The sequence below is a fragment of the Agromyces mediolanus genome (assembly GCF_023715325.1).
GTDB lineage: Bacteria > Actinomycetota > Actinomycetes > Actinomycetales > Microbacteriaceae > Agromyces > Agromyces mediolanus_A.
Genome location: NZ_JAMBNX010000005.1, coordinates 321,736 through 343,566, shown reverse-complemented (window position 1 = coordinate 343,566; position 21,831 = coordinate 321,736). Strand labels below are relative to the sequence as shown.

Here is a 21,831-nt window from a genome sequence, read left to right as displayed (position 1 = left end):
TCAGGGGTTCACCCCATCGCGGGCGGGGCGGCGGCTGCGCCACGATCGAGGCATGGAGACGAATCGCACCGCTCCCCACGACGCCGAGGCGCCGCGGGGCGAGCAGGGGGAACGCACGACCGACGGCCAGGGCGCCGGTGGCGGGGCGGGCGGTTCGGCTCCGAACGGCGGCCCGGGCAGCGGGTTCTTCGCCGATCTGCGCCGGGCGGGGGTGCCGCGCCGCGACGGCTGGATCGGCGGCGTCTGCGCCGGCGTCGCCGCCCGGATCGGCCTCGACCCGATCATCGTCCGCGGCATCGTCGTCGTGCTGGCCGTGCTCGGGGCGCCGTTCCTGCTGATCTATGCCGCCGCCTGGTTGCTGCTGCCCGATCTCGAGGGGCGCATCCATCTCGAGCAGCTCTTCCGCGGGGTCGTCGACCCGGCACTCGCGGGCATCGCCGTGATGACGGTGGTCGGGATCATCCCGCTCGTGCAGGGCGGCTGGCTCGGCTGGCGCTGGTGGCCGGATCTGCCCGCGCTTCCCGACCCGCTGTTCGGCGTCGACCTCTCGGTGCCGCTCCGGCTGTTCTGGGTGCTGCTCCTGCTCGGCGGACTCGCCGCGCTCGTGGTGTGGCTCGTGCGGCGCGCGGGCGCCACCGGCGGGGTGGATGCCTCGGCGCGGACGACCCCGGCGCAGGCCGCACCCGCCGCACCCGCTGCACCGACGGCACCGGCGGCGCCGAGTGCGGGGCCGGGGCCCGAGGCATCCGCCGCTCCCGCCTCCGCGACCTCCGCCGCGTTCGCCGCGGAGGCGCCGCCCGCGCCCGCCCCGCCGCCCGCGCCGCCGCTCGAGCCGAGCCCGGACGCCTCCGGCGAGGAGCTCGGCGCCTGGCGGCAGAGCCACGACGCCTGGCGCGCCGAGCACGCCGAGTGGCGCGCAGGCCAGGCCGAGGCCGACCGTCGCGCCCGTGCCGCCGCCGCCGAGGAGAACCGCGCGCAGGCGCGGGAGCTGATGGCGCGGGCCGACGCGGCCCGCGCCGCCCGGCGGGCGAGCCGCCCGCGGGCGAGCGCCGCGTTCGTGTTCACCGCGCTCGGCCTCGCGATCGTGGGCGGCGCCGTCGCCGCGATCGCGGCGATGTCGAGCGCGAACACCGACGGCTTCGCCGTGCCGCTCGCGCTCGCGACGGCCGTCTGCGTGTTCGCCGCGGCGATGGTGATCGCCGCACTGCGCCGGCGCCGCAGCGGCTGGCTCGCCTTCTTCGCCTCGGCGACGACGATCGTCATGCTCGCCGCGACCGCGACCGCCGCGGTGCTGCCCGAGGGCCGGTTGATCGGGCCGAACGCCTCGATCTCGCTGTCGACCTCGCAGCGGCTCGTGCAGCCGGTCGGCGACGCCTATCTGAGCCTGTACACCACGCCCGGGTCGCCGGACTCCCCGGCGACCGTCGAGCTCTCGCAGGGGCTCGGCCAGGCCTGGGTCACGATCGACGACGGCGACCGGCTGCAGCTGGACGCCACGGAGGCCGGCGGCGTCACCATCTGGGCCACCGACGAGAACGGTGTGATGTCGGCGATCGGGCCGGACACCCGGCGGCCGTTCGTCGTGGGCGGGCCGGACGGCCTCGCCACCGACGACGGCCCCGTGGACGCTCGGCTCGTGCTGCGGCAGTGGACGGGTTCCGTGTACGTGGAGATCCGATCGGAGATGCAGGAATGACGAACCCCACCCCGGACCGCGAGGCCGAGACGACCCCCGAGCCCGAGGAGACCCCCGAACCCCAGGAGACCGCCGAGACGCTCGTGCTGCCGCCCGTGCCGCCGGAGGCGCGGGACGCCCCCGCTCCCGAACCCGCCGCCGAGACCGATGCGCCGTCAGCTCCCCTCGAGGGCCCCACGATCCGCTGGGGGGCGCTCGTCTGGGCGCTGCTCTTCGGCGCGATCGCCGCCGTCACGCTGTGGCTGCTCGTCTCACCCGAACGTCGGGATGCCGTGGCCGGCTGGATCGGCTCGGTGCACCCGCTCGTGGTCGTGATGTACGCCGTCATCGCCCTCGGCACCGTGATCGCGCTGTTCGGCATCGTCGGGCTCATCCGCCGCGGCGAGCGCGCCCGCCGTCACCAGGCTGCCGGAAGCTCCCGGTCGCCGAGCGGCGTGAGCTCGGGCGGCATCGGCCACGCGAGCTCGTAGCGGACGAGCGGCGCGTCGATCGCGCCGAAGTCGTCCTTCTTCACGACGATGCCGCGCGTGCTCACCTCGGTGATCCGCACGCGGAGCTCGGTGCCGTTCTCGAGGCGCAGCACGTAGGGGTCGGCGAGGTAGCGGATGCCGAGCTCCTCGAGCAGCGTCTCACCGTCGAGCCAATCGACGGCGCCGCCGTGCTCGCGCCCGAGCAGGTCGACGGGCACGAAGCCCTCGCCCTCGGGGCGCAGCCAGCCGACGAGCTCGCCGTCGGGGCGGCGGTGTTCGATGAAGTCGCTGCGGTCCACCCGCCGAGCCTAGCCCGGTCGTTCCTCCCCAGCGCCGCGTGTGACGCGGCCCTCCACAGCTGTTCCGGCCGACGCCGCGCCACGCACCGCATCGCGTAGGGTCGAAACACCGGGGGCAGACACAGCAGGAGGGTGAAATTGACCGAGGTGCAGAGCTGGGTGCTCATCGGGGTGTTCGCGAGCGTCGTCATCGGCATGATGAGCTGGCAGACGGTGCACCTGAGTTCGCTGTTCCGGGCGGAGATCGGGCGGGCCACCGCCGAGCTCCGCACCGAGCTCGCGACGATCGACCGCGACGTGCAGGCGCTCACCCGCCGCGCCTTCGGCGGCGAGACCGGCTGAGCCGCGAGACGTCGCCGGCCGCCGAGAGCCCGGCCGCCGAGAGCCCGACCGGCGAGATCTCGACCGGCTAGATCTCGACGCCGACGAGCACGGGCTCCGGGTGCAGCACGATGCCGAAGTCGGCCTGCACCCGGTGGCGCACGTAGCGCGCGAGTTCCGCGAGCTCTGCGGCGGTGGCACCGCCCCGGTTGGTGAGTGCGAGCGTGTGCTTCGAGGAGACGGCGGCGCGCGAGCCGGGCAGCGCGAAACCGCGATGGATGCCGGCCTGCTCGATGAGCCACGCGGCCGAGAGCTTCACGAGCGGCTCGGCGGGCTCCGTCTCGGCGGGCGGCTCGTCGTCACCCGCGGCGAACTCGGCCTGCAGGTCGAGGAAGGCGTCGAGCGGCGAGTGCGACGCCAGGCGCGAGAGCGGCACGACCTCGTCGGGCTGCTCCGGGTCGAGGTACCAGCGCGGGGCGTCGGCCGGCAAGGATCGCGCCACCCGTTCCGTGACGATCGGGTTCGTGAAGAACGAGCCGGCGCTCACCGAGTCGGGGTCGGCCGGGTCGAGCACCATGCCCTTCGAGCCGCGCAGGGCCAGCACGGTGTCGCGCACCTTCGCGACCGGGGCCCGGTCGCCCGGCTGCACGCCGAGGGCGGCGGCGAGCTGGGCGTAGGCGATGGGCCGGCCGATCGCCTCGCCGAGCACGGCGCGTTCGGCGGCCGTGTCGTGCAGCTGCACCTCGACGGCGACGACGACGCCCGCGAGCCCCTGCTTCAGCACCGAGGTGCGGTAGCCGAGCTCAAGTTCGGCCGCCGCCATCCACCGCGGGGCATCCGCTCCCTCGTCGAGGAACCAGACGCCGACGAGCGCCTCCGAGAGCTCCTGCCCGTACGCGCCGATGTTCTGCACCGGCGCGGCGCCGACGGAGCCCGGGATGCCCGAGAGCGCCTCGAGGCCCGAGTAGCCGTGCGCGACGGTCCAGGCGATGAAGCCGTCCCAGTTCTCGCCGGCCTGCACGCGCAGCCGCACCGAGCCCTCGGGGGCGCCGGGCAGCACCTCGATGCCGCTCGTCGCGATGCGCACCACGGTGCCGTCGAAGCCCTCGTCGCCCGCGACGAGGTTCGAGCCGCCGCCCAGCACGAGCCACGGCTCGCCCGAGCCCCACACGCCGTGCAGCAGATCGACGAGGTCGCGCTGCGTCGTCGCCGTCACGAGCCGGGCGATCGGCCCGCCGAGGCGGAGCGTCGTGAGCTCCGCGAAGCTCGCGCCGGTCATCGGCCGCCGCGGTCGCCGAGCTCGACGCGCACCTGCGCCTTGCCGAGCACGGTCTCCTCGCCGACCTTCACGGTCAGGTCGATGCGGGCGACGGCGGCCTCGGCATCCAGCTGACCGACCTTCGCGACCACCTGCACGACGGCGCCGAGCTCCGGGTCGACGATCACCGGACGGGTGAACCGCACCTGGTAGTCGACGACGCGGCCGGGGTCGACCGCCCAGTCGACGACGGGCTGCACGGCGAAGCCCATGGTGAGCATGCCGTGCGCGAGCACGCCCGGCAGGCCGACCGACTTGGCCACGTCGTCGCGGTAGTGGATCGGGTTGAAGTCGCCCGAGGCGCCCGCGTAGCGGACGAGCGTGTCGCGGGTCAGCGCGAAGCTCTGCTCGGCGACGACGTCGCCCACGGCGAGCGAGGCGAACTCCGGGGTCTGCAGCGCGGCCATCAGTCCTCCCCTCGCACGACGAGCGTCGAGATCGCGGTGACGACGTGCGCGCCGTCGGCGTCGGCGATCGTGGACTCGGCGGTCACCATCGAGTGCGCGCCGAGCGACTTCACGCTCGTGACCGCGAGGGTCGCCGTGAGCAGATCGCCGGCGACGATCGGCCGGGTCTGCACGAAGCGCTGGTCGCCGTGCACGACGCGGGTGAAGTCGATGCCGGCGTCGGGCTCGGCGAGGAGCTGCGCGAGCGTCTGCTCCTGGATGACGACGGCGAAGGTCGGCGGGGCGACGACGTCGGCGTATCCGGCCGCCTTGGCGGCCTCGGGGTCGAGCGAGATCGGCGTGGAGGCGAGCACGGCGCGGGCGAACTCGCGCACCTTCTCGCGGCCGACGAGGTACGGCGCGGTCGGCGGGAACTCCCGGCCGACGAGTTCGGGATTCACGGACACCCCGCCAGTCTAGACGGGCGGGGTGTCCGGGAGGATCAGCGCTTGCCGCCGCCGAGGAGCCCGCCGAGACCGCCGAGCAGGTCTCCGAGACCGCCGCCCTGCGCCTGCGAGCCGCCGCCCGAGCCGCCGCCGAAGAGGCCGCCGAGGAGATCGCCGAGGCCACCGCCCTGCGCCTGGGCGCCGCCGCCGAAGCCGCCGCCGAGCAGCCCGCCCAGCAGATCGCCGATGCCGCCGCCCTGGCTCTCGCCGCCCGTGGATTTCTTCGTGAACTGCTGCGCGAGGAAGCTCAGCACGATCGGCGCGAGGATCGGCAGCAGCTTGCCGATGAGGTCACCGGCGCCGCCGCCCTGCTTCTGGTCGAGGGCCTGCACGACCTGGTCGGTGTTCTGGCCGAAGACGTTCTTCACGATCTTCTTGCCGTCCTCCTCGTCGACGTCGGCGAGGTTCACGCCGCCCTCGACGAGCGCGGGGTCGTGCTTCGAGACGGCCTTCTGCAACGAGGCGGCGCCCGCCTGATCCTGCGCGTTCGCGCCCATGCCGGCGAGCAGGGCGGGCAGGGCCTGCTCGACCGCCTGGGTCGCGGTCGCCTCGTCGACGCCGAGCTTCTTCGCGATGTCGCCGATGGGAAGGCTGCTCATGAGCTCGTCGAGTGCTGCCATTGGTGCGTCTCCTTCCGGCGCCCGCGTGCCGGGCGTTCCGCGTTCACGCTAGCCGGAGGGACGCCCCGGGCGGAAGGGCTGCGGACGCTCGGGATACCTCGCGCCCCGATCAGCGCGCGGAGATGCGGGCCAGGCGGAGGCGGAGCGACTCCAGCAGGAGCTCGAGACCGAGCTCGAAGGCGCGCTCGGACCGGGTGCTGCCGCGCTCGGCGGAGCCGAGCAACCGGCCGAGGGTCCGGGTCTCGCCCTGCGGTTGCCAGATGTCGTCGGGGGAGGCGAGGTCGAGGCCGAAGCCGAGGGCGAAGGAATCGAGCACGGCGACGACGGCGAGCACTTCGTCGTCGGGGAAGCCGCCGTCGATGAGCGCGGTGGTGAGCCCGTCGTAGCTCGCGATGACCGAGGGGTCGGTGATCGTCTTGCCGACGAGGAGCGGCACGACGGCGGGATGGCCCGCGTAGAGCCGGCGCATGCCGCGCAGCGTCTCGGCGACGACCTCGTCCCAGGCCCCCTCCGGCAGCTCCGGCAGATAGCGACGGCCGAGGCGGCCGCGCATGAGCTCGATGATGCCGTCGCGGCCGTCGACGTGGTTGTAGAGCGAGGAGGGGGTGACGCCGAGGCGTCTCGCGAGCGCGTTGACGCCGAAGGGGTCGCCCGAGTCGACGAGCTCGATCGCGGCGTCGGCGATGCGGTCCTCGGACAGCAGCGGGATTCTGGGGCGCGGCACGTGCTGCTCCTTCCGGGCCGGGCGGGCGGCGGGTGACGATCCGAACGAGGCTACACGCTCGGCACTTCCCATCCGGGGCATCCCCCTGCATAATAAACGAACGCCATTCATTTATGGCGGCGGCACCGCCGCTCCCCCGATTCCGCACACCGCCGTGTCCGACCCCCACCGGAGCCCCAATGTCGAACTCCGAGCTCGCCTCGCGCGTCCCCCTGCGCCTGCCCACCGCGAGCGCCACCTTCGCCATCGCCATCGCCGGCTACCTCGGCGTCAACCTCTCGCCCTACATGATCGGCGCGCTGCAGAGCTCGCTCGGCGCGGACCTGCTCACCGCGAGCTGGATCGTCACCGGAGCCCTGCTCGCGACCGCCGTCGTCGGGCTCGCCATCGCCCCGCTCTGCGCGGGCCCGCGCCGCCGGCTCGTCGCGCGGGCGGGGCTCGCGCTCGGCGCGATCGGCTTCGGCGCGGCCGCCCTCGTGCCCGCCCCGGCCGTCATCGTCGGCGGCCTGCTCCTCGGCGGCGCCGGCGCCGGCGGGGCGGTCGCCGCCGCGGGCGCCGCGCTCGCCGCCTTCCGCAACCCCGACCGCGTCGCCGGCATGAACGGACTCGCGAACCGCGCGATCATCACGGTCGTGCTGCTCGTGCTCCCGCTCATCGGCCTCGCCCCGCTCGAGGTGTTCGGCGCGCTCGCGCTCTTCTGCCTCATCGGGTTCGCCCTCAGCTCCTGGCTTCCCGCCGCGCCCGTGCAGGATCCCCGGGCCGGTGCGGCCGTCGCCGAGGCGGTGCCCGTCGAGATCCCGCCCACCGGCTTCGTACCCGAAGTCCCGCAGCGCAGCGCCGCGACCGCCCGGACCGTCACGATCGCCGGCTTCACCCTGCTCGTCACCTTCGCACTCTGGGCCGCGAGCGAGGACTCGCTCTGGGCCATGGCCGGCGTCATGGGCGACGCGCAGGCGCGACTGTCCCCCGAGGGGCTCGGCATCGCCCTGAGCGGCGCGACCGCGGGCGGGCTGATCGGCTCGATCCTGCTGACGATCGTGGGCGACCGCTTCGGCCGCGCGCTCCCCCTCGGCATCCTGCTCGCCGCCGGCGGCGCGCTGAAGATCGTCGAGGGCTTCGTGACCGAGCCGACCGCCTTCATCGTCGTGTTCATCGCCTGGAACACGATCTACGCGCTCGCCTTCATGTACTTCGTGTCGACCTCGGCCGCGCTCGATGCCGACGGCCGCTGGTCCGGCCCGCTGCTGGCCGTCTACCTCGTCGGCTCGAGCCTCACGCCCGTCATCGGCGGCGCGCTCACCGAGGCGCTCGGCTACCAGGGCTTCGCCGTCGCGCTCGGTGTCGCGAGCTTCGTGCTCGCCGTGCCGACGGTCGCCGTCGCCCGCCTCTCCACCCGGCTGCAGCGCGAGGAGCGCCACGCCGACGTCACGACCGAGGAGGTCACCGCATGAGCCGCACGCTCTACACCAACGCCAGGATCCTCACCGCGAACCGGCCCGACGACGGCGAGCCCTGGGCCGAGGCGCTCGTCGTCGACGGCGAACGGCTCGCCCATGTCGGCGACGCCGCCTCGGCCGCCGCGGCGGCGGGCGACGACGCGCACACCGTCGACCTCGGCGGGCGACTCGTGGTGCCGGGCTTCGTCGACAGCCACACCCACCTCGTGATGATGGGTGAGGCGCTCGGCAAGGTCGGGCTGACCGACGCCCGCAGCCTCGAGGTGATCCAGGCGCGCCTCGTCGCGGCCCGGAGGGCCGCACCCGACGCGCCCCGCCTCTTCGGCCGCGGCTGGCTGTTCGACTCGCTGCCGGGCGAGCCGACCGCCGCGATGATCGACGCGGTCGTGGCCGAGGTTCCGGTCTACCTCGACGCCAACGACTACCACTCGGTCTGGGTGAACCGGGCGGCGCTCGCCGAGCTCGGCATCACGCGGGACACCCCCGACCCGCTGGGCGGGCGCATCGGCCGCGACGCCGACGGCGAGCCGAACGGCATCCTCTACGAGACCGCCGCCGTCGAGATCGTCTGGCCCCACCTCGCCTCCGTCGCGAGCGACGCCGACCGCGACGACGCCGTCGAGCGCACGCTCGCCGCCTACCTCGCCGCCGGGGTCACCGGAGCCGTCGACATGGCGTTCAACGAGCTCGACCTCGCCGCGTTCCGGCGGGCCGCGGAGCGGCGCGGCGGGCGGCTCCCCATCCGGGTCGCCGCGCACTGGCTCGTCGGCAACACCGGCGACGAGGCCGACAACCTCGCCCAGGTCGCCCGGGCCGCCGAACTCGCCACCGAGACGGCGGACGAGCCGTGGCTGCGGGTCGTCGGCATCAAGCTCATCCTCGACGGCGTCATCGACGCGTGCACCGCCGCGATGAAGCAGCCCTACGCGAACGGTTCGAACGCCGAGCTGATCTGGCCGCTCGAGGCCGCCGCCCCGGTCGTGCAGGCGGCGGACGCCGCGGGCCTCCAGGTGGCGATGCACGCGATCGGGGATGCCGCGAGCGAGCTCGCCCTCGACGCGATCGAGCGCGCGGTCGCCGCGAACGGCGATCGCCCGCGCAAGCACCGCATCGAGCACCTCGAGTACGCGGCCCCCGGCACGGCGGAGCGGATGGCCCGGCTCGGCGTCACCGCCTCGATGCAGCCCGTGCACGCGGACCCGGCGATCTTCGACAACTGGGCGGCGATGCTCGGCGACGAGCGCGCCGACCGCGGCTTCGCGTGGCCGGAGTACGTCGCGGCGGGCGCGCTGCTCGCCTTCTCGACCGACGCACCGACGGCGCCGCACCAGGCGCTGCCGAACCTCTACGTCGCGGCCACCCGCGCCTCCGCGCTCGACCCCGCCTACCCGGCGGTGCACCCGCAGTACGCGCTGCCGCTCGCCGAGGCGATCGGCCACGCGACCCGCGACTCCGCCGCCTCGGTCGACGCGGAGCCGCTGCGGGGCCGCCTCGCGGCGGGCCTGTCGGCCGACTTCGCCGTGCTCGACGTCGATCCCTTCGCCGAGGGCGACGCGGCGCTGCTCGGCGCGAACGTCGTGCGCACGGTCGTCGCCGGTCGCACCGAGTTCGAGGCCTGACCCCGCGCCGCGCGGCGCCTGCTCACCCACCCACAACTCAGGAACATCCCGGGGTTATGCCCCTCGAGGCATCCGCCGATCCGCGGATTCCCGGTGTCGGCCACGCGGGCGTTCCTGAGTTGTGTGAGGCGGCGCCGCCCGCACGAACGGAGCCGCTCGGCGATCCGACGGGACGCCTAGGATCGAACAGCACCTGCGAGTTCCCGAACGGCGAGGAGGCAGGGATCTGGTGAGGTTTCATTCGGGGGATCTGGCGAGCGAGAACGGGCTGCTCGAACAGTTGCTCGACCTGCCACGGCCCGATCGCCTCATCGCCGATGCCGCGTCCCAGTCCGGTTCGACGACGACCTTCTCGCACATCGAGCTGGATCGGTCGCGCGAGTTCTGGACGCTGAGTGATGCCGATTCCCGGAGACTCATCGCGTCCTACTCGGGAGGGATCTACCGCTCGCCGGATTCCGCCCGAGCCACCACGCTGACCGGCTCGCTTCCTTCCATCGCGCTCAAGATGCTCTTCATCGAGCACCTTCCCCTCTGGGGCCGATCATGCGACGACTGGCGGCCGCTCGCGGTGGACGACTACGAGCCCGACGCGCTGCTCATCACCATCGAGCACCGGAACGACCCCGAACTGCGCGGGACCGTCACGATCGACCGATCGCTCGGCATCGCCAGGAGCCTCGTTCGGCCCAACGGCGTCACGCGCATCGAGGCCCGCGAGTGGTGAGCGACGACCACGAGGGCGTTCCTGAGTTGTGTGAGGCGGGGCGCCGCGCCGGGGCGCGAACGGAGCCGCCCCGCCGAGTGTCGTCGGCGGGGCGGCTCCAGTCTGTGCGGCCTAGCTGTCGCGGTCGGCGACGCCGCGGGCGAGGTGCTCGCTGCGGAAGAACTCCGGCCGCTTCACCCGCTGCCAGATCATCACGACGACGCCGGCGAGCAGGATGACGACGCCGAGGATGAACACGAGGCCCACCCCGCCGATGTTCGATCCCGAGCCGTACGCCGGGTCCATGCTGTCGATGAGCGTGGTGAAGAACAGCACCGCGAGGATGGCGCCGCCGACGAACGGGGCGATGAGGCGGAAGAACAGGTTGCGGCCGCTGCGGAACCACGTCTTGCGGAAGTACCAGACGCACGCGAACGCGGTGAGCCCGTAGTAGAAGCAGATCATCATGCCGAGCGTCGTGATCGTGTCCCAGAGCACGTCCTCGCTGACGAAGCGCATCACCGTGTAGAACACCGCGGCGACGATCGCCGAGACGACGGTGGCGTAGCCGGGCGTGAAGAACCGCGGGCTGACCTTCGAGAACTTCTGCGGCAGGGCGCCGTAGTGACCCATCGCGAGCAGGGTGCGCGCGGGCGAGACGAACGTCGACTGCAGGGAGGCCGCCGAGCTCGACAGCACCGCGATCGACATCAGGATCGCGAGCGGGCCGAGAATCGGGCCGGCGAGGTAGAAGAACGCGTTCTCCTGGATCGCCGGATTGCCGAGGCCGACCCCGGCCGTACCGGTGCCGGCGAAGGCGAGCGCCCCCATGGCCACGAAGAGGTAGATCGCGACGACGATGGTGACGGTGAGGGTCGCCGCCCGGCCGGGCGTCGAGTTCGAGCCCTTCGTCTCCTCGTTCATCGTGAGCGTGACGTCCCAGCCCCAGAACACGAAGAGCGACACCGAGAGTCCGGCGACGATCGCCGAGAACGAGCCGACCTCGAGGGGGTTGAACCAGCTGAGCTCGATCTGCGTCGGATCGAACGCCGTGCCGTTCGCGACGTGCCAGAACGCGGCCACACCGAAGCCGATCATCACGAGCAGCTGGAAGCCGACGAGCCAGTACTGCAGCTTCTGCGTCGTCTGCATGTCCCGGTAGGAGATGAAGGTCGCGCCGAGGATGAACACGAGACAGGTCGCGACGTTCACGAAGGGATTCCCGACGAGGTTCGCGATGTCGGGGTTGTTGAAGGCCTGCGCGAGTGCCAGATAGAAGAACTCCACCGCGATACCCGCGAGGTTCGACAGCACCACGACGGTGGCGGCGATGAGCCCCCAACCGGCCATCCAGCCGACCCACGGGCCGAAGGCCCGCGTCGCCCAGGTGAAGGAGGTGCCCGAGTCGGGCATGGCGCTGTTCAGCTCGCGGTAGCCGAAGGCGACGAGCAGCATCGGGATGAAGCCGAGCAGGAAGATCGCCGGCAGCTGCGTGCCGACCTCCGCGACGGTGGGCCCGAGCGCGCCGGTGAGCGTGTACGCCGGGGCGATGCAGGAGATGCCGATGACGATCGCGCCGATGAGGCCGACCGATCCGGCCGAGAGGCCCTTCTTGGACAGGCCGGGGTCGCCGCCGTCGACCGTCGCGCTCGCGGTGGTGAGCGGAGCGTGCGGGTGGGAGTGGGCCTCGTGGGCCAAGCGCTGGTTCGCGGGGTCGTGCGTCATTGCAGAGGTCTTTCGGGTGGTCGGGAGTCAGGAGGTCTGGGCGGCGCGGGGCACCACGATGAGCGGCACCGGGAGCTCCCGGAGCATCTTCGTGGCGGTGCCGCCGAGGAAGAGGCGCGACGGCGCTGCCAGCCGGCTGGAGCCGACGAGCACGAGCTCGCCCGGCTCCCAGTCGAGCGCACCGACCGACTCCTCGATCGTCTGGCCGGTGGCGACGACGGCGCTCGCCTCGACGCCGGCGGGCAGCTCGCGGCGGGCGCCCTCGAGCGCCTGCTCGGCGGCGACGGTGCTCGTGAGGTTCACGAGCCCGGTGTCGACGCCGGCGGGCAGGTCGATGGGCACGAGGGAGAGCAGCCGCAGCGGCGCGTGCGCGCGGCGGGCGAGGGCGACGGATGCCTCGAGCACGATGCCGGGCGTCCCGCCGACGGCCGCGGTGACCCGGGTGAGCCCGGCCGCGACGGGCAGCTTGCGCGCCCCGACCGGGGCGAGCGCGACGGGCACGTCGGCCGAGTGCAGCAGCTCCGAGGCCACCGAGCCGATCCGGGTGCGGCCGAAGAGCCCGCCGCGGGCGGGCCCGACGACGACGAGGCGCGCGCCGAACTCGTGCGCCGCGGCCACGAGCCCCTCGGCGAAGGAGTCCGCGTAGCGGATGTGCAACGCTTGCTCGACGTCACGGCCGAGCCCCGCCGACGCCTCAGCGAGCCAGGCCTGCGCCTGTTCCTTGACCCGGCGCTCGTGCCCCGGGTCGCGGGGCACGACGCCGCCGCGGGCCTCGATCGGCAGCACCATGACGACCTCGAGCGAGGCCTCCGTGGCGCCGGCGATCCGGGCGCCGAGCGCGAGCGCGTCGGCCCCCGAGTCATCCGCCGTATAGCCGACGACGATGCGGTACGTCGGCTCGGTGTTCGCAGTCATCGTCGGCGCTCAGCCCTCGAGGATGCGCGCCGCGGCGAGGCGGCCCATGCGGATCGCGCCGTCGACGTGCTGGTAGCCCTTGCCCGCCATGTCGGAGCAGGCGAACGAGATCGGGCCCACCGGCTCGCGCAGGTCGGCGCCGTAACGGGCGAGGCCGCCCATGTCGAAGCTCGCGGCGTAGGCGCCGCGGGTCCACTCCTCGCTGCCCCAGTCGCTCTCGTAGTAGAGCACCGGGTTCTTCGCCTGCTCGCCGTAGTAGTGCGAGAGCGACTCGAGGATCCGCTCCTGGCGCTCCTCGGCGGAGAGGGAGAAGACGCCGTCGGCCTCCTCGTCGGAGACGAAGCCGACGAGCGTGCCGCGGGTGTCGCCGTGGTTCGTGTTGTCGTACGCCTCGTGACAGAGCTCGTAGGGGCTGAACGCGGTGCCCGACAGGCCCTGCTCGCGCCAGAACGGCGTCTCGTAGACGGCGTGCACCTTGATCACGAAGCCCATGGAGAGGTGCTGGTGCAGCTGGTGCTGGCGGCGGGGCAGCGGCGGGTCGTAGCTGATCCGCGAGTAGAGGATGGGCGCGAGCGCGAGGATGACGCGGTCGGCGGCGACCTCGAGCGAGTCGGTGACGACGGTGACGCCCGCGGCCGGGTCCTCCGGCGACCAGCGGATGGTGCGCACGGGCTGCTCGAGCTTCACGACGTCGTCGCCGAGGCGTTCGGCGAGGCGGAGCGGAACCTGCTGCAGGCCGCCGACGACGCGCTGGTCGAGGATGAAGTCCGCGTCGACGAGGTGCGAGAACGAGCCGGCCGAGGCGGCCATGAGCAGCGCCTGCAGAGCCGAGAATGCGTGCGTCGGCTTCGTCAGCATCGCGCCGGCGATGAACATGCCGATGTTGCGCTTCGCCTCCTCGTCGTCGGTCTGCGTGCCGAGCCACTCGGCGAAGGAGATCTCGTCGAGCTCCTTCGCGCGCGGGTGCGCCCAGGGGGCCTCGGGGTCGATCTCGGCGACGAGCGCGTCGAGCTTCTCGATGAGGCCGAGGATCTCGCCCTCGGTCTTCGCCGGGACCGGGAAGATCTCGCCCTCGAAGAGGCGGCGCTCGCCGTCCTCCGCGATGTAGATGTTCTCGCCCTCGCGGTAACGCGAGTAGGTCTCGAGGCCGAGCTCCGCGAGGGTCCCGATCAGGGCGTCCTGGTCGGGCGAGACCCACTGGCCGCCGATCTCGAGCAGGTGCCCGTCGAAGTCGCCGTTCCAGAGGCGGCCGCCGACGCGGTCCCGCGCCTCGAGCACGACGACGCGCTTGCCCGCGGCCTTCAGCTCGGTCGCGGCGGTGAGGCCGGCCGCGCCGGCTCCGATCACGACGACGTCGGTTTCGATGCGTTCCATGGTTCCTGGTTCCTGCTTCTGTTCGTTTCGAGAAACACGAAGGCGGATGCCGCAGGCGCGAGCCCGCGGCATCCGCCCGCGCGCTCAGCTCACCGGGATGAGCGTGTACTTGGTGTCGAGGTACTCGTGGATGCCCTCTGCGCCGCCCTCGCGGCCGATGCCGGACTGCTTGATGCCGCCGAAGGGGGCCGCCGCGTTCGAGACGAGCCCGGTGTTCAGGCCCATCATGCCGGTGGCGAGGCGCTCGATCATGCGGTGGCCGCGCGCCAGGTCCTCGGTGAAGACGTACGAGACGAGCCCGTACTCGGTGTCGTTCGCGAGGCGCACGGCCTCGTCCTCGTCGGCGAAGGTGGTGATGCCGAGCACCGGTCCGAAGATCTCCTCGCGGAGCAGGCGCGCGTCGGCCGACACGTCGCCGAGCACGGTCGGCGCGTAGAACGAGCCGGCGCCGTCGATGACGGTGCCGCCCGTGAGCACCTTGGCGCCCTTGGCCACGGCGTCCTGCACGAGCTCGTCGGTCGAGGCGACGGCCTTGTCGTCGATGAGCGGGCCGATGTTCACGTCGTCCGCGGTGCCGCGGCCGACCTTGAACGAGGCGACGCGCTCGACGACGCGCTTCGAGAACTCTGCGGCAACCTTCTCGTGCACGATGAAGCGGTTCGCCGCAGTGCACGCCTGACCGATGTTGCGGAACTTCGCGAGCATCGCGCCGTCGACCGCCTTGTCGAGGTCGGCGTCCTCGAACACGACGAAGGGGGCGTTGCCGCCGAGCTCCATCGAGGTGCGCAGGATGCCGGTGGCGGCCTGCTTCATGAGGGCGCGGCCGACCTCGGTGGAGCCCGTGAAGCTGAGCTTGCGCAGCCGCGGGTCCTCGATGATCGGGCCGGAGACCTTCGACGAGGTCGAGGTCGGGATGACGTTCACGACGCCCTTGGGCAGGCCGACCTCCTCGAGCAGCTGCACGAACGCGATCGTCGTGAGCGGGGTGAGGGCCGGGGGCTTGATGACGACGGTGCAGCCGGCCGCGAGCGCGGGGGCGATCTTGCGGGTCGCCATCGCGAGCGGGAAGTTCCACGGGGTGATGAAGAACGAGGGGCCGACGGGGCGCTGCGAGACGACCATGTGGCCGGTGCCCTCGGGGTTCAGGCCGTAGCGGCCGGAGATGCGCACCGCCTCCTCGCTGAACCAGCGGAGGAACTCGCCGCCGTAGACGACCTCGCCGCGGGCCTCGGCGATCGGCTTGCCCATCTCGAGCGTCATGAGGAGCGCGAACTCCTCCTTGCGCTCGGTCAGCAGGTCGAAGGCGCGGCGCAGCAGCTCGCCGCGCTGGCGCGGGGCGACCTTGGCCCACTCGTCCTGCGCGGCCACGGCCGCGTCGAGCGCCTTCATGCCGTCGGCCGGCGAGGCGTCGGCGATGACCTTGATGGTGTCGCCCGTCGAGGGGTCGGCGACCTCGAGGGTCTTGCCACCCTCGGCGTCGACCCAGGCTCCCCCGATGAACAGCCGGCCCTCGACCTTGTCGAGCACCGAGGATTCAAGCGTTGCGTTCGTCATGTGTGACTTCCGTTTCGATGGATGTTCGTGCGGTGCACCCCCGACTTGCCCGACTTTCATGAAAGTCGGGCAAGTCGGGAGGGAGCGGGCCTGATCAGGGGTACAGGCCGCGCAGCTTGTGCGCCTCGGCGACGCGTTCGACCGCGAGCGCCGTGGCGGCGGTGCGGAGCGAGAGGTCGCGCGACCGGGCATAGCCCAGCACGTGCTCCCAGGCGCTCAGCATCCGCTCCTCCAGTCTGGACTCCACCTCGTCGGCGCGCCACCAGTAGGCCTGGTTCGCCTGCACCCACTCGAAGTAGGAGACGATCACGCCGCCGGCGTTCGCGAGGATGTCCGGGACGACGAGGATGCCGCGCTCGCGCAGGATGCGGTCGGCGTCGGGCGTCGTCGGGCCGTTCGCGCCCTCGACGATGACCTTCGCACCGACCCGGCCGGCGTTGCCCTCGTGCAGCACGCCCTCGACGGCGGCCGGCACGAGCAGGTCGACGTCGAGCTCGAGCAGGGCGGCACCGTCGAGCGCCTCGCCACCGGCGAAGCCGACGACCGCGCCCGTGCGCTGCACGTGGTCGCCGAGCGCCTCGATGTCGAGGCCCGCGGCGTTGAACACGGCGCCGTACTGGTCGCTGACGGCCTGCACGGTGACGCCGGCCTCGCCGAGGAAGCGCGCCGCGTCGGCGCCGACCTTGCCGAAGCCCTGCACGGCCGCGGTGGCCTGCGACTGGGTGATGCCGGCGTGGCGGAGCGCGGCGAGCGCGATGTGGGTGACGCCGCGCGAGGTGGCGCTCGCGCGCCCCTGCGAGCCGCCGAGCGCGATCGGCTTGCCCGTCACGATGCCGGGCACCGTGTACCCGGAGTTCACCGAGTAGGTGTCCATGATCCACGCCATCGTGCGCTCGTCGGTACCGATGTCGGGCGCGGGGATGTCCCGCTCCGGCCCGATGATCGGCAGGATCTCGCTCGTGTAGCGGCGGGTCACGCGCTCCAGCTCGGCCTGCGAGTGCTCGCGCGGGTCGATCGCGATGCCGCCCTTCGCGCCGCCGTACGGCACGTCGAGCAGGGCGCACTTCCACGTCATCCACATCGCGAGCGCGCGGACCTCGTCGAGGTTCACGTTCGGCGCGTAGCGGAGGCCGCCCTTGGCGGGGCCGCGGCTGAAGTTGTGCTGCACGCGGTAGCCGGTGAAGAGGCGGGTCTCGCCGGCGTCGGTGCGGAGCGGCACGGCGACGGTGAGCTCGCGGCGCGGGGTCGCGAGCATCTGCCGGGTGCCGTCGCTGTAGCCGAGCAGCGCGATGGCCTCGGCGAGCTGGGCGCGGGCGTCCTCGAGGGGCGTCGCGACGGGCGCGGCGAGGGTCGCCGCGCCGTCGATCACGGTGCTCATGCCTGCTTGAGCCCCTCGGCCACGACGCCGAGGCCCTCGATGAGGAGCTCGTCGGAGATCGTGAGCGGCGGGAGGAAGCGGATGACGTTGCCGTAGGTGCCGCAGGTCAGCAGGATGACGCCCTGCTCGTGGGCGTACTTCGCGACCTTGCCGGTGAGGGCGGCGTCAGGGGCCCCGGTCTCGGGGTCGACGAGCTCGATCGCGACCATGGCGCCGCGGCCGCGGACGTCGCCGATGCGGGCGTCGGCGGTGCGCAGGGCGTTCAGGCGGCCGATGAGCACCGAGCCGATCTCCTTGGCGCGCTCGACGAGGCCGTCCTCGGCGTAGGTCTCGATGGTCGCGAGCGCCGCGGCGCAGGCGATCGGGCTGCCCGTGTAGGTGCCGCCGAGGCCGCCGACCTGGGCGGCGTCCATGATCTCGGCGCGGCCGGTGACCGCCGAGAGCGGGAGGCCGCCGGCGATGCCCTTCGCGGTGACGATCAGGTCGGGCACGATGCCCTCGTGCTCGCTCGCGAACCAGGCGCCGGTGCGGGCGAAGCCGGTCTGCACCTCGTCGGCGATGAAGACGACGTCGTTCGCGGTCGCCCACTCGACGAGCGCGGCGAGGAAGCCCGGGGCCGGGACGATGAAGCCGCCCTCGCCCTGGATGGGCTCGATGATGATCGCGGCGAGGTTCTCGGCGCCGATCTGCTTCTCGATGCCGAGGATGGCGCGGGCCGCCGCCTCACGGCCGTCGAGGCCGCCGTCGCGGAAGGGGTAGCTGAGCGGGGCGCGGTAGATCTCGGGGGCGAAGGGGCCGAAGCCGTTCTTGTACGGCTGGTTCTTCGCCGTGAGGCCCATGGTGAGGTTGGTGCGGCCGTGGTACGCGTGGTCGAAGGCGACGACGGCCTGCTTCTTCGTGTAGTGGCGCGCGATCTTCACGGCGTTCTCGACGGCCTCGGCGCCCGAGTTGAACAGGGCGGTGCGCTTGACGTGGTCGCCGGGGGTGAGCTCGTTGAGCTTCTCGGCGACGGCGACGTAGCCCTCGTAGGGCGAGACGGTGAAGCAGGTGTGCGTGAAGGCGTTCAGCTGGGCCGTGACGGCCTCGACGACGCGCGGGGCGGAGTTGCCGACGCCGGTCACCGCGATGCCGGAGCCCAGGTCGATGAGCGAGTTGCCGTCGGCGTCCACGACGACGCCGCCGCCGGCCGCGACGACCGAGATCGGCAGGGTGTGGCCGACGCCCGCGGCGACGGCGCTCGCCTTGCGGGCCAGGAGCTCCTGCGAGCGGGGGCCGGGGATGGCGGTGACGAGGCGGCGCTCCTGTGCGAGCGCGGGGCCTCCGGTGGCGGTGGCCGGGGTGTCGACGAGGGTCATTGGTTGCTCCGATGCAAGTGACGACGGGTGGAGGATGACCGCCATGCTAGGTCGGCTCCCCCGCGTTCCGCGACGCCCCGATGTACATCGTGCGGCGGAGCACTGGCCATGGTGTACAGCTCGGCGGCGTTCGGCCCCGGTCGCGGGATTCCCGTCACACCATCCGTCGTCGCCGGGCCCGGCTGTACACTCGGGGCTGATCCGTTCGACGCGGCGTACACCAGCACGTGCCCCCGCCCGCGCTCGCGCCCGTCGACGGAGGAGCCCTCCGAGGAGCCGCCGTGAAGCCCACCGTGCAGACCCTGCTCGACCGTCGGGAGCTGACGCTCCGCCTGCTCACCCCTGCGGCATCGCTGCCCGAGGGCGCGCTCGCCGCCCCGGTGACCTGGGCGCACAGCTCCGACCTCACCGATCCCACCCCCTTCCTCGACGCGGGGCAGGTGCTGCTCACCACGGGCACCTGGCTCGGCGAGGAGGGTGAGCCGGAGCCCGGTGACCCGGCCGACGTCGCCGCCTACGTCGCCCGGCTGCGCGACACCGGCATCGCCGCGCTCGGCTTCGGCACGGAGGTCATCCGCGACGGCACGCCGACGGCCCTCGTCGAGGCGTGCCTGGCCTCAGGGCTGCCGCTCTTCGAGGTGCCGTACCGCACGCCGTTCATCGCCATCGCACGGACGGTCGCCGACCTCATCGCCGAGGACGCCTTCGCCAGGCAAGCCTGGGCGCTGCAGGCGCAGCGGGCGATCTCGCTCGCCGCGCTCCGCCCCGACGGGCTCTCCGCGACGCTCGCCGAGCTCTCCAAGCGGCTCGGCGCCTGGGTGGGGCTGATCGACTCGACCGGGGGCCTCGATCGCGAGTTCCCCCTCGGCGGGCTCGGGCAGCCCGCCCTCGGCGAGGTCGTCGGCGAGGCGCGCACGATGCTCAGGCGGGGCCAGCGCGCGAGCCGCGCGGTCGAGGCGGGCGCCGCGATCGGCCGGCCGCAGCGGATGACGCTGCAGACCCTCGGCTCGGGCGGCGCCCTCCGCGGGGTGCTCGCGATCGGCGACTCCCCCGAGCTCGACCAGGCCGGCCGCGAGGTCGTCACCTCGGTGATCGCCCTCGCCGGGCTCGCCCTCGAGCAGAACCGCGACCTCGACCGCGCCCGCGGGCACCTCCGCTCCGGCCTGCTGCGCTCGCTGCTCGCGGGCGACCTCGGCCTCGCCGCCGACGTCGCGGGTGAGATGTGGGGGCCGCTGCCCGAGGCGCCGCTCCGGGTGCTCGTGACGAGCGCCCCGGAGGAGGGCGCCGACCGGCTCGTCGAGCTCCTCGAGCTGCGGGTCGACGAGCGCGGCGGGCGGCTCTTCTTCGGCCGCGACGCGGAGCACGTCGTCGTGCTCGTCGAGGAGCCCGACGCGGCGCAGCTCGCCGAGGAGCTTTCGGCCGAGTTCGAGCTGGCCGTGGGCGTCAGCGACCCGAGCTCGCTCGCGCAGCTCGCCGACGCCCACGAGGAGGCGGTGCGCGGGTACGAGCGCGCCCGCGAGGCGGGCCCGGGCGTCGCGTGGTTCGACGACATCAGCCGCCAGGGCGTCCTCGCCTTCCTCGCCCGCACCGACGCCAGGGCGGTGGCGCGGGCCACGCTCGCCCCGCTCACCGAGTACGACCGGGAGAACGGCAGCACGCTCGTCGCCACCATGCGGACCTGGCTCGAGCACGGCGGCCAGTTCGATGCCACGGCGCAGTCGCTCGGCGTGCACCGGCACACGGTGCGCAGCCGGGTCGGCCTCGCCGAGCGACTGCTCGGCCGTGACCTCTCCGGCTTCCACGCCCGCGCCGACCTCTGGGCGGCGCTCCTCGCGGTCGAGTAGCGCTCGAGGAGGGCTTCTCAGCCCGCGCGCTGCTCGGCGATCAGCCGTCGGTACCAGTCGAAGGAATCCTTGCGGGTGCGCGCTCCCGTGTCGAGATCGAGGTGCACGAGCCCGAAGCGCTGCGTGTAGCCGTCGGCCCACTCGAAGTTGTCGATGAGCGACCACACGTCGTAGCCGCGCACGTCGACGCCCGCCTCGATCGCCCGGTGCACCGCGCGCAGATGCCCGTCGAGATACGCGATGCGCTCGGCATCCGCGACCCGGCCGGCGACGACCTCGTCGGGGTAGGACGCCCCGTTCTCGGTGATCGCCATCGGCGGCAGCGCGTCGCCGTAGGCGTCGCGGAGGCCCACGAGCAGGCGTTCGAGCGATTCCGGCACCACCGGCCAGCCGAAGCCGGTGACCAGGACGCCCGGGATCTCGACCGGTTCGAACGGCAGCCCGGCCTCGGCGAAGGGCGAGCCGGGTGCGGCCGCCGCCACCCGGGTCGGGTGGTAGAAGTTCACCCCGTAGAAGTCGAGCGGCGCCGACACGAGCTCGAGGTCGCCGTCCTCGACGCCGGGGAACGACTCGAGCCCGAGCGGCGCGAGATCCGGGTAGCGGCCGAGCAGCACCGGCTCGGCGAAGATGCGGTTGTAGATCGCGTCGAAGGCGCCGGCCGCGACGAGATCGTCCTCCGCGTCGGAGGCGGGCTCGACGAGGGTGTGGTTGTTCGTGATGCCGAGCTCCGCGCCGGGGCGCGCGGCCCGGATCGCCTGCACCGCGAGGCCGTGGCCGAGCAGCTGGTGGTGCACGGTCGGCAGCGCGCCGAGCATGAGCGTGCGCCCGGGCGCGAGCTCGCCGAGCGCGTAGCCCTGAAGGGTCGTCATGGCGGGTTCGTTCAGGGTGATCCAGCGCTCGACGCGGTCCCCGAGCGCGTCGACGACGAGCGCCGCGTACTCGGCGAAGCGAGACGCGGTGTCGCGGGCGAGCCATCCGCCCGCGTCCTCGAGCGCCTGCGGCAGGTCCCAGTGGTACAGCGTGACGAGCGGGCTGATGCCGGCTTCGGCGAGCGCGTCGACGACGCGCGCGTAGTGGTCGAGGCCGGCCGGGTTCGCGGGGCCGCGGCCCTCGGCCTGGATGCGCGGCCAGGAGATCGAGAAGCGGTACTCGTCGACGCCGAGCTCGGCGAGGAGGGCCACGTCGTCGCGGTGGCGGCGGTAGCTGTCGGCGCTCGTGCTCGCGTCACGGCCGTCGAGGATGCGGCCGGGTTCGGCGGCGAACACGTCCCAGATGGAGGTGCCCCGGCCGTCGGCGTGCGTGGAGCCCTCGATCTGGAAGGCGGCGGTCGCGGCGCCCCAGCGGAATCCGGCCGGGAACGCCGGCATCCTCGTCGTCTCGGCCATCGGCGTCCTCGCCCTCCGGGTCGTCGGGGCGCCGTCGCCCCGAACTGGGTCACCTGACCCACTCCGCCCACCCTACGCACCCCGCACCCCGCGACACCACCGAGTTGCCCAACTTTCATGAAAGTCGGGCAACCCCGGTGGTGACGCAGGGTTGCCCGACTTTCATGAAAGTTGGGCAA

At 73.1% G+C, this 21,831-nt stretch carries 20 protein-coding genes; 7 read left to right on the top strand and 13 right to left on the bottom strand.

The features are described from left to right. The first annotated feature begins 52 nt into the window (after positions 1 to 52). Together M3147_RS11530 and M3147_RS11525 are read left to right on the top strand one after the other, a co-directional pair. Positions 53 to 1,696 carry a PspC domain-containing protein gene (locus tag M3147_RS11530; RefSeq protein ID WP_251203615.1) on the top strand — a complete coding sequence of 548 codons (1,644 nt, stop codon included), beginning with the start codon at positions 53 to 55 and terminating at the stop codon, positions 1,694 to 1,696. After that, the gene (locus M3147_RS11525; protein WP_251203614.1) at positions 1,693 to 2,166 is read left to right on the top strand and encodes a hypothetical protein; all 474 of its coding nucleotides are present in this window, start codon (positions 1,693 to 1,695) and stop codon (positions 2,164 to 2,166) included. The genes M3147_RS11530 and M3147_RS11525 overlap by 4 nt, the downstream gene beginning before the upstream one ends. Here the strand turns inward: M3147_RS11525 and M3147_RS11520 are convergent. Continuing rightward, a complete protein-coding gene (locus M3147_RS11520; protein WP_251203613.1) occupies positions 2,094 to 2,465 on the bottom strand; it encodes a hypothetical protein in 372 nt (123 codons plus the stop codon). The genes M3147_RS11525 and M3147_RS11520 overlap by 73 nt on opposite strands. 138 nt (positions 2,466 to 2,603) lie before the next feature. On the opposite strand from M3147_RS11520, the gene M3147_RS11515 reads away from it, so the two are divergent. Further along, positions 2,604 to 2,807 (top strand): hypothetical protein, encoded by a 204-nt coding sequence (locus M3147_RS11515; protein WP_230768129.1) that lies wholly within the window; start codon positions 2,604 to 2,606, stop codon positions 2,805 to 2,807. 67 nt (positions 2,808 to 2,874) lie between these two features. Here the strand turns inward: M3147_RS11515 and M3147_RS11510 are convergent, their stop codons facing one another. The 5 genes from M3147_RS11510 to M3147_RS11490 form a co-directional block, all read right to left on the bottom strand. Continuing rightward, positions 2,875 to 4,065 (bottom strand): UDP-N-acetylmuramate dehydrogenase, encoded by a 1,191-nt coding sequence (locus tag M3147_RS11510; protein ID WP_251203612.1) that lies wholly within the window; start codon positions 4,063 to 4,065, stop codon positions 2,875 to 2,877. Continuing rightward, entirely contained in the window at positions 4,062 to 4,511 is a 450-nt protein-coding gene (locus M3147_RS11505) for a MaoC family dehydratase (RefSeq protein WP_251203611.1), read from the bottom strand. Before M3147_RS11505 ends, M3147_RS11510 begins: the two co-directional genes overlap by 4 nt. Further along, complete coding sequence (locus M3147_RS11500; RefSeq protein ID WP_251203610.1) at positions 4,511 to 4,957, bottom strand: FAS1-like dehydratase domain-containing protein; 447 nt, start codon at positions 4,955 to 4,957, stop codon at positions 4,511 to 4,513. Before M3147_RS11500 ends, M3147_RS11505 begins: the two co-directional genes overlap by 1 nt. Before the next feature lie 35 nt (positions 4,958 to 4,992). Then, positions 4,993 to 5,616: a DUF937 domain-containing protein gene (locus tag M3147_RS11495; RefSeq protein ID WP_251203609.1), complete on the bottom strand. Its 624-nt coding sequence runs from the start codon at positions 5,614 to 5,616 to the stop codon at positions 4,993 to 4,995. A gap of 109 nt (positions 5,617 to 5,725) precedes the next feature. After that, positions 5,726 to 6,340, bottom strand: a complete 615-nt coding sequence (locus M3147_RS11490; protein WP_251203608.1) for a TetR/AcrR family transcriptional regulator — start codon at positions 6,338 to 6,340, stop codon at positions 5,726 to 5,728. A gap of 179 nt (positions 6,341 to 6,519) precedes the next feature. Here M3147_RS11490 and M3147_RS11485 point away from each other — a divergent pair, with 179 nt between their 5' ends. From M3147_RS11485 to M3147_RS11475, 3 genes are all read left to right on the top strand, one after another. Beyond that, positions 6,520 to 7,791: an MFS transporter gene (locus M3147_RS11485; protein WP_251203607.1), complete on the top strand. Its 1,272-nt coding sequence runs from the start codon at positions 6,520 to 6,522 to the stop codon at positions 7,789 to 7,791. Next, the gene (locus M3147_RS11480) at positions 7,788 to 9,416 is read left to right on the top strand and encodes an amidohydrolase (protein WP_251203606.1); all 1,629 of its coding nucleotides are present in this window, start codon (positions 7,788 to 7,790) and stop codon (positions 9,414 to 9,416) included. The genes M3147_RS11485 and M3147_RS11480 overlap by 4 nt, the downstream gene beginning before the upstream one ends. 229 nt (positions 9,417 to 9,645) lie before the next feature. Continuing rightward, entirely contained in the window at positions 9,646 to 10,143 is a 498-nt protein-coding gene (locus M3147_RS11475) for a hypothetical protein (RefSeq protein ID WP_251203605.1), read from the top strand. A 111-nt stretch (positions 10,144 to 10,254) separates the two neighbouring features. On the opposite strand, the gene M3147_RS11470 is transcribed toward M3147_RS11475, so the two are convergent. The 6 genes from M3147_RS11470 to gabT all read right to left on the bottom strand — a co-directional run bounded on the left by M3147_RS11470 (position 10,255) and on the right by gabT (position 18,423). Next, on the bottom strand, positions 10,255 to 11,847 hold the full coding sequence (locus tag M3147_RS11470) for an APC family permease (RefSeq protein ID WP_251203604.1): 1,593 nt from the start codon (positions 11,845 to 11,847) through the stop codon (positions 10,255 to 10,257). Positions 11,848 to 11,874: 27 nt separating this feature from the next. Then, a complete protein-coding gene (locus M3147_RS11465) occupies positions 11,875 to 12,762 on the bottom strand; it encodes a universal stress protein (protein ID WP_251203603.1) in 888 nt (295 codons plus the stop codon). Between the two features lie 9 nt (positions 12,763 to 12,771). Continuing rightward, on the bottom strand, positions 12,772 to 14,136 hold the full coding sequence (locus tag M3147_RS11460) for a flavin monoamine oxidase family protein (RefSeq protein WP_251203602.1): 1,365 nt from the start codon (positions 14,134 to 14,136) through the stop codon (positions 12,772 to 12,774). Between the two features lie 84 nt (positions 14,137 to 14,220). After that, on the bottom strand, positions 14,221 to 15,690 hold the full coding sequence (locus M3147_RS11455) for an NAD-dependent succinate-semialdehyde dehydrogenase (protein ID WP_251203601.1): 1,470 nt from the start codon (positions 15,688 to 15,690) through the stop codon (positions 14,221 to 14,223). Between the two features lie 94 nt (positions 15,691 to 15,784). Then, complete coding sequence (locus tag M3147_RS11450) at positions 15,785 to 17,068, bottom strand: Glu/Leu/Phe/Val family dehydrogenase (RefSeq protein ID WP_251203600.1); 1,284 nt, start codon at positions 17,066 to 17,068, stop codon at positions 15,785 to 15,787. Beyond that, complete coding sequence (gabT, locus tag M3147_RS11445; RefSeq protein WP_243569369.1) at positions 17,065 to 18,423, bottom strand: 4-aminobutyrate--2-oxoglutarate transaminase; 1,359 nt, start codon at positions 18,421 to 18,423, stop codon at positions 17,065 to 17,067. Before gabT ends, M3147_RS11450 begins: the two co-directional genes overlap by 4 nt. A gap of 281 nt (positions 18,424 to 18,704) precedes the next feature. On the opposite strand from gabT, the gene M3147_RS11440 reads away from it, so the two are divergent. Beyond that, a complete protein-coding gene (locus tag M3147_RS11440; protein ID WP_251203599.1) occupies positions 18,705 to 20,267 on the top strand; it encodes a PucR family transcriptional regulator in 1,563 nt (520 codons plus the stop codon). Between the two features lie 17 nt (positions 20,268 to 20,284). Here M3147_RS11440 and M3147_RS11435 read toward each other — a convergent pair whose 3' ends face one another. After that, positions 20,285 to 21,652 carry a GH1 family beta-glucosidase gene (locus M3147_RS11435; RefSeq protein ID WP_251203598.1) on the bottom strand — a complete coding sequence of 456 codons (1,368 nt, stop codon included), beginning with the start codon at positions 21,650 to 21,652 and terminating at the stop codon, positions 20,285 to 20,287. Positions 21,653 to 21,831: the final 179 nt, after the last annotated feature.